This is a genomic window from Flavobacterium sp., assembly GCF_046155325.1.
GTDB lineage: Bacteria > Bacteroidota > Bacteroidia > Flavobacteriales > Flavobacteriaceae > Flavobacterium.
Genome location: NZ_JBJXDQ010000079.1, coordinates 1 through 8,379 on the forward strand (window position 1 = coordinate 1; position 8,379 = coordinate 8,379).

An 8,379-nucleotide genomic window follows, 5' to 3' on the forward strand; every position below is an offset into this window, starting at 1 on the left:
TGACTTACTCTAGCTTTTACATTTTTTTTCAAGTCATAACTTGCTTTAGCAGGGGCTACAGCAGAAACTTCTTGAGCAAATAATTGACTTGTGAAACTTGTAATAGCTACTAAAGCTATTGTGATAATTCTTTTTTTTATGATTTCTAATTTTTAAATTATTGATTATTTAGTTGTTTATAATACTAGATACTTTTAGTTTAAAATTTGTTACCCTTAAATTTAAATTATTTTTTTAGAGCCTATATCTTAAGTTGCCAAAAGAACGAATACAACTCTATATCAACACGCATTACTAATTGTTACCCTATTTTTTATTTTATTTTTGTATTTTTTTTTCTAAATACGACTGATTAAGATCGTTAGCTTTGGACTCCGTTGGATCTTGCGTAGCTTTTTCTCCTTTTATATCACCAATTTTTAAAAACATATCCGAAGATTCTGTACTAGTAGGTGGCGCAACTACGCCTTCTTTTTCTCCTTTTATATCCCCAATTTTCAGAAACATATCTGTAGATTTAGTAGTTGGTGTAGGTATAGAATCTTTGACTGTTTTACCAATGGGAGCTTTGCCAGGTGTCCATTTAATATTAGAAACATGTTTTTTATGTGTAGTGGCTCCCTCTTTTATTACTCCTGATTCGTCACCACTTGCAGCTGCTTTGTTATTTGCATTAGTCATTTTTATAGTATAATGCTGTTTTTCGGTAGTCGTTGCTTTACCATCACCACCCATTTTCTCAGTTACAATTATTCCGTCTTTCCCTTTTTGAGTAACCCCATTAATTTTAGCACCCGCACCAGCCGAAGCATCAGAAGCATTTTTACTTGGATTTGGACGGAAAAACTTTAAATTTGTTTGTGGTGATTCAAGTTTTATATGTCCGTCACTAGAAGTAGTTTCCACATCCTCAGGGAATTTTTTCATATCGTCAGCAGAAACTTTTCTACTTGACGGTTTTTTAATACTGTCATTTTTGGTAACTTGCCCAAAAGTTACCGAACCAAATAATAATGCTCCTAGAAATGCGATCGATTTTTTCATATTACAAAAGTTTTAAAAGTGATAAAAATAATTTATTTGTTACTAAACCTAATTCTACTATTTATGTAGCCGTTTCGCCTATTCACGGTCGTGGTGTTTTTGCTCAAAAAGCCATTAAAACTGGAACTATCATCGAGGAATGTCCTATTATTAAAATGAAATTGCAAGAAATGACGGTTCGAAAACACATGTTACTTAATTACTATGCCTTTATGATAGACGAGGAACACGAATATACGGGTATTGCATTAGGTTATGGTTCATTATACAACCATTCCGAGAGTTGTAACGCCAGTTATTATTACGATAAAGTTAAAGAACTTATGATTTTTGAGGCTATTCAGCCAATTGGGAAAAATCAAGAAATTACTATAAATTACCTAGGCCCAGAATCTAAAGGTCAAACTATTGAAAGCTGGATTAACAAACCTGAACTTTAATTTCTAAATAAATATAGCTTTTTTTTACATTAAATTGTTTTTTTTACTTAAAAAAAGCAAATATTAATTGTTTTTGGTAAGATTATATTTGCCATTTTGAATACGGAAATTTGTGATTCGTTCATCGTCAATTTTCATTTCAAAATTGATTACTTTTGTGAAAATTCATTTTTTGTATGCCAATTGACCTTTCTACACTAGATCCGAAGAAAAATATAATTATCAAAGGGGCTCAAGTTCACAACCTTAAAAATGTGGATGTGGCGATTCCAAGAAACAAATTGGTGGTTATAACTGGTCTTTCGGGTTCTGGCAAGTCGAGTTTAGCTTTTGATACTTTGTACGCCGAAGGACAACGGCGTTATGTAGAAAGTTTGTCTTCGTATGCTCGTCAGTTTTTAGGGAGATTAGACAAACCAAAAGTAGAATACATCAAAGGAATTGCTCCAGCCATAGCCATCGAACAAAAAGTAAATACCACCAACGCTCGTTCTACAGTTGGAACATCTACCGAGATTTACGATTACATTAAATTACTATTCGCCCGAGTTGGTAGAACTTTTTCACCAATTTCAGGACTAGAAGTCAAAAAAAATACGGTTTCGGATGTTATTGCTGATGTTAAAAAATTTGAAATTGATAGCAAATGGTTACTCTTAGCCCCAATTCATTTGGAACACGGCCGCGCTTTGGAGGACAAATTGAAAGCGCTTCTCAATCAAGGATTCTCTAGAATATTGGTCAACAATGAAACGGTTCGTCTCGACGAAATCGACAGTCATACATTAGACAATAAAGACATTCTTCTCATTATTGATCGAATCGTAATTAATCCCGAAACTTCGGGAGAAGAGGAGTTTTACAATCGTCTTGCAGATGCTGTTCAAACTGCTTTTTATGAAGGAAAAGGGATTTGCCATCTACAAGAATTAAACACCAACAAACGTTTTTCATACAGTAATAATTTCGAATTGGATGGCATTAGTTTCTTAGAACCCAATGTTCATTTATTTAGTTTCAATAATCCTTATGGTGCTTGTCCCGTTTGTGAAGGCTACGGAAACATCATCGGAATTGACGAAGAACTAGTAATTCCAAATACCTCTTTATCCATTTTCGAAAATGCCATTTATCCTTGGCGTGGAGAAAGTATGGGCTGGTTTAGGGACGAATTAGTCAATAACGCTTACAAGTTTGATTTCCCAATCCACAAACCCTATTTTGAACTTTCGGAAGTGCAAAAAGACTTGGTTTGGACTGGAAATAAATTCTTTCAAGGTTTGAATGCGTTCTTCAAAGAATTGGAAGAGAAAAATTATAAGATTCAAAATCGTGTAATGCTTTCGCGGTATAGAGGAAAAACCAAATGTCATTCCTGCAAAGGAAAGCGTTTGCGAATCGAAGCTTCTTATGTTAAAATCAATTCCAAAACGGTTTCAGATTTGGTTGATTTACCCATCAAACATTTGGTTACTTTTTTTGAAAATATCGATTTGGATGTTTATGAAAAACAAATTGCCAAACGATTGCTATTGGAAATCAACAACCGATTGTCGTTTTTGACCGAAGTTGGTTTGGATTATTTAACGCTGAATCGAAACTCCGCGACACTCTCTGGCGGAGAATCGCAGCGTATTAACTTGGCAACTTCGCTCGGAAGTAGTTTGGTAGGTTCGATGTATATTTTGGATGAACCTAGTATTGGTTTACACCCAAAAGACACAGAAAGATTAATCAAAGTGTTGCAGTCTTTGCGTGATTTAGGCAATACTGTTATTGTGGTGGAACATGATGAAGACATTATGAAAGCTGCCGATATGATTATTGATATTGGTCCCGAAGCGGGAACTTTTGGTGGCGAATTGGTTGCCCAAGGCACTTTTGAAGAAATCTTAAAGTCGAAATCATTGACGGCAAAATACCTCAACGGGGAATTAGAAATAAAAACACCCCGAATTCGCAGAAAATGGAATAATTACATTGAAATTCTTGGCGCAAGAGAGAATAATTTACAAAATATAGATGTCAAATTTCCTTTGGAATGTTTGACCGTAATTACGGGTGTTTCTGGAAGTGGAAAAAGTACTTTGGTCAAAAAAATCTTGTTTCCTGCGATGCAGAAAAAGTTGGATGGCGTTGGCGAAAAAGCGGGACAATTTACGGAAATGCGTGGTTATTATCACAAAATTCAGCATATAGAATACGTGGATCAAAACCCGATTGGAAGAAGTTCCCGTTCGAATCCTGTGACTTATATCAAAGCGTATGACGATATTCGGGAATTGTTTGCCAAAGAAAAACTGTCGAAAATTCGAGGATATCAAGCCAAACATTTTTCGTTTAATGTGGATGGCGGCCGTTGCGAAACTTGTAAAGGCGAAGGAACGATTAACGTTGAAATGGTTTTTATGGCTGATGTTCAATTGCATTGCGAAACCTGCAACGGCAAACGATTCAAAAAAGAAGTACTGGAAGTTACTTTCGACGGAAAGAACATTCACGATATTTTGACTATGACCGTTGATGATTCCATAGCGTTTTTCACAACCAACAAACAAACCAAGATTACCCAAAAATTACAACCTTTGCAGGACGTTGGTTTGGGTTATGTGCAATTAGGGCAATCCTCCTCTACCCTTTCTGGTGGCGAGGCGCAACGCATCAAGTTGGCTTCTTTTTTAGTGAAAGGAGCGACAAAAGAAAAAGCACTTTTTGTATTTGACGAACCTACAACCGGACTACATTTTCACGATATCAAAAAACTCTTAGCTTCATTTGAGGCACTCATCGAAAAAGGACATTCGATATTAGTTATTGAACACAATCTCGACCTGATAAAATGCGCCGACTGGATTATTGATTTAGGTCCCGAAGGTGGCGAAAATGGCGGACAATTGCTCGCCGAAGGAACTCCCGAAGAAATCATAAAAATAAAAAAATCGGTTACGGCTAAGTATTTAAAAGAAAAATTGTGATAAAAATTAATTCTTACAATATCCTTGAAGATGAAATTTTAATATCGGCATATTTCCATGCAGCTTCAAAACGAATTTTCGTCTCATTGTATTTCTTTTTGTCTCCAAGTTTTTCATAAACATTCATCAACCCCTTTAGGGCCCAACCATTTTCACGGAAATTTTTTAAATCTTCTTCATACGCTTTTAGTGCTTCTTTATACTTCCCTGATTCAATTAAAACGGCTCCCAAATGATGACGAATAGAAAAAAACCAATCAGGCGGTTCATCATAATTTAAGGCATCTTCCATTTTCATTGCCTTTATCAAAAGCGAAATCGCTTTGGAGTAGTTTTTTTCCTTAGCACTTATTTCTCCATCCAAAGTTTTCGAGGCAATCTCACATAAATCAAGAGCATTATTAATGTTCCATATAGTTAATTTTTTCAGATTTGGATCCATCTTTATTCTATTCATTTCGGCAAGATGTTTTTTGGCTTCCACAATTTTATTTTTGGAAAGCATTGCCATACCTTGTGCATAATGCCAAACTACCAAAGGATATTTTAATTTTTTTTCTGGTGCGCGAGAAGAAATAATGTCATTCCACAAACCAAGTTTTACTTCCACATACCAAGGAATGGAATAATAATGTTGAAGCGATGACCAAGCAGGATCAGATAATAATTTTTTATAACAATGGTTGGCTGTTGCATTAGCTCCTTTGATGGCAATTTTACTTTCACCGCTAAGTGTAGCACATGCAGAAATAAAATGATAATTATGAGGATAATAAGCAAGAGGATAAATGCCTTGTGCATGGCAAGATTCCATATACAAACTATCAACCAACACAGCTTTTTGATTAGTAACAACACCATCATGATAGCGTCCGATTCGAATATAAGTGTGCGAAGGCATATGAACAAGATGTCCTGCACCTGGAACTAAATCACGAAGCAAATCTGCACTTGCCAAAGCTTTTTCGGCATGTTGTGACATTTCTGTTGCATGAATGTAAAAATGGTTAACACCTGCATGCCGTGGTTCTAACATCAAACTTTTTTCAAGTACTGATAAAATTTCAGGTGTCCAGGGTTGAATCGTTCCATCTTTTTTATATAAATTCCATGGATGTAAATCCATTAGTGATTCAGCAAAAATAGAAGCTATAGTTACATCATCAGAATACTTTTTATACACTTTTCGCATTGCAACTGCAAAAGATGAATCAAGTACGGGACGAGTAATAGTGGTGTCTTTGGCATAACGATAAGTTAATGCTTCGATTAAATCTTTTTCTTTCTGGGTGGATGATTTAGAATAGAATTTTGCTTTTTGCACAGCATCATAAGCACGCTTAAAATTGTCTTTTTCCATTCCTGCGTTGTAATTTGGTCCTAAAACATAAGCAAATCCCCACCAACACATTGCACTCGTTGAGTCTTGTCGAGCAGCTTCGTAAAAGGATCGAGCGGCTTCAGCATGATTAAACCCAAATGACAACATCAATCCTTGGTCAAAATATTTTTGTGCTTCTGCATTTTTCGTTGAAATAGGAAAATGTAAACCTTCTAGTCCTTTTAGAAGTGGCGCTTTCTTTCCGGAAGAATACCACAACTTATCCATAACTTCAGGAGTAAAACAACTATATTTACTTGAAATGGTATAGACTTTAGTTGATTCTTTTTTGTTTTTTTCATTATGCTTGCAAGAAAATAAAAAAAGAAAAAGGCATAATAAGCTGAGTAGATTTCGCATATTAACAGATTTAAATTATTCTTTACTAAAATAAAACACATTAGAATTTGAAATAAGCTGTTTGAAATACATCTCAAACATTGCCTAACCATTAATATGGTTTTAAAGTTGTTGCAGATTATGGGGGAAATAAACTTTTGGTTTTGAATTAAATCAAATATACAAAAAAAATTAAATCAAGCTCAAAATCATAATTTAAAGCAATACAAAAAACATAAAATGCATTAGCAAACAATTTTTGAAAAATCAACTGCCTTTTATATAATGTTTAGTATTTTTGCTTGGAATGAAAGATAGAAATAAAATATATAGATTAGTACTTTCTGGGATTGTATTGTTTTCAATATTTTTTCAGTCGATACATTCCTATGAACATTTGTCCGAACAAATGTCACATAGCATTTGTTTGCACAAACAAAATGACAATAAAGTCAATGTAACGCATGCACATATCCATTTTGAAAATTGTTTTGTTTGTCAATTTTCGTTCAGTCCCTTAAAGTTTTCTGAATCATATTTATTTTCTTCAACAAACTTTGAATCCACTACAAACTGTACTTTATTTCAACCTTACGAAATAATTACTATTCTCTTTAAAGGAAGTCTTTTTGCACTTCGAGGTCCCCCCAAAGTTTAAAAATATATTATTTTAAAATCAAACATTTTCAAAAATTGAAAGTGCTTCGTATTTATATATTTTAAACTCAAAAAATGCATAAAATTAATTTTGCATTTTTTTCGATTATGTTGTTTTGTGGTGTCGCTTTTTCACAAAATACTATTAACGGAAAAATAGTCAATCAAGAACAAGAAGAACTTGCTAGCACTCACATACATATAGGTTCTAAAACAATTTCAAGTGACTTGAACGGGAATTATTATGCTAAAAATTTACCGAAAGGTGCTACAAAAATTCATGTTTCTTATATTGGCTATCATGCCATCGATACAATTGTAAACTTAAGCAACAATTTGAAGCTTGATTTTGTATTAAAACGCAAAACTGCTGCTCTTGACGAAATTATTGTACACCATAAAGAAACTAGTGTGACCCATTCTGTTTTGGAACAAAAAATAAAACTTGAAACAATCGAAAGATACAGTAATCTCTCCTTGGGGGATGTTTTAAAAGAAATAGCTGGCGTTTCGAGTTTAAAATCGGGCAGTTCGGTAGTAAAACCCGTTATTAATGGTTTATATGGTAGTAGAGTTCCCGTTATAAATAACAATGTGAGACTTGAAGATCAAGAATGGGGAATTGAACATGCGCCTAATTTTGATATTAATTCGGCTGGAAAAATCACGGTAATCAAAGGAGCTTCCGGGTTACAATATAGTGGTGATGCCGTTGGAGGCTTAGTGATTATAGAACCCGTTACTTCAAAAATTGACACACTTTTCGGAAAAACAGTAACCAACTTTGATTCTAATGGTCGTGGTGGATCCATAAGTTCCAGTTTGCACAAAGGGAATAGTAAAGATTGGAGTTGGAATGCTTTGGGTACTTATAAGTATATGGGTGATCGAGAATCTCCCAACTATGTTTTGTCTAATACCGGAAATCGCGAAGTGAATTTTACAGCCGACTTGAAATATTCAGGGAAAAAATTCGATGTATCTACTTTTTATAGCTTTTACAATGCTACAATTGGTATTTTGAGTGCATCCCATATAGGAAGTAGTGCAGATTTGTATTACTCTATAAACAATCAAGTTCCAGATGTCATTAATGATTTTACTTATTCCATTAAAAACCCAAAACAAAAAGTGCAACATCATATTGCAAAACTTAGTTCTAATTATTTTTTTGATGAAACCGCTGTCCTATTTGTTCAGTATGCTTTTCAATTTAACAAACGATTAGAATTTGATGTTAGGAGAAAAAGTTATTCAGACACTCCTGCTTTAGACTTGGAATTAGCTACCCATTCGTTGAATGTAGATTTCAAAAAAAAGCTACACGATTGGGATTTTAAATCGGGAATTTCCGCATCTTATCAAAACAATGTTGCTAGTTCTGAAACCAAAATTCGTCCTTTGATTCCAAATTACACAAAAAAAGACTTGGGACTTTACGGGATTGTTACCCATCGATTTTCGGATTCTTTTTCGATAGATTCAGGTTTGCGATTGGATATAACCAGTATCAATGCTATCAAAGATTATCAAAAAACGCGCT

General features: G+C 34.2%; 5 protein-coding genes. 3 read left to right on the forward strand and 2 right to left on the reverse strand.

The features are described from left to right. Window positions 1-318 precede the first annotated feature (318 nt). On the reverse strand, window positions 319-1,044 hold the full coding sequence (locus ACKVOD_RS05430; protein WP_409208456.1) for a hypothetical protein: 726 nt from the start codon (window positions 1,042-1,044) through the stop codon (window positions 319-321). Here ACKVOD_RS05430 and ACKVOD_RS05435 point away from each other — a divergent pair. After that, window positions 1,026-1,484 (forward strand): SET domain-containing protein-lysine N-methyltransferase, encoded by a 459-nt coding sequence (locus tag ACKVOD_RS05435; protein ID WP_409208457.1) that lies wholly within the window; start codon window positions 1,026-1,028, stop codon window positions 1,482-1,484. The two genes, ACKVOD_RS05430 and ACKVOD_RS05435, sit on opposite strands and share 19 nt — an antisense overlap. A gap of 176 nt (window positions 1,485-1,660) precedes the next feature. After that, a complete protein-coding gene (gene uvrA, locus ACKVOD_RS05440) occupies window positions 1,661-4,459 on the forward strand; it encodes an excinuclease ABC subunit UvrA (protein ID WP_409208458.1) in 2,799 nt (932 codons plus the stop codon). Between the two features lie 13 nt (window positions 4,460-4,472). Here the strand turns inward: uvrA and ACKVOD_RS05445 are convergent, their stop codons facing one another. Then, window positions 4,473-6,200, reverse strand: coding sequence for a tetratricopeptide repeat protein (locus tag ACKVOD_RS05445; RefSeq protein ID WP_409208459.1), 1,728 nt, complete (start codon window positions 6,198-6,200; stop codon window positions 4,473-4,475). A gap of 711 nt (window positions 6,201-6,911) precedes the next feature. Between ACKVOD_RS05445 and ACKVOD_RS05450 the strand changes: the two genes are divergently transcribed. Further along, window positions 6,912-8,379, forward strand: a 1,468-nt coding sequence (locus ACKVOD_RS05450) for a TonB-dependent receptor plug domain-containing protein (protein ID WP_409208460.1), incomplete at its 3' end; no start/stop codon positions are given.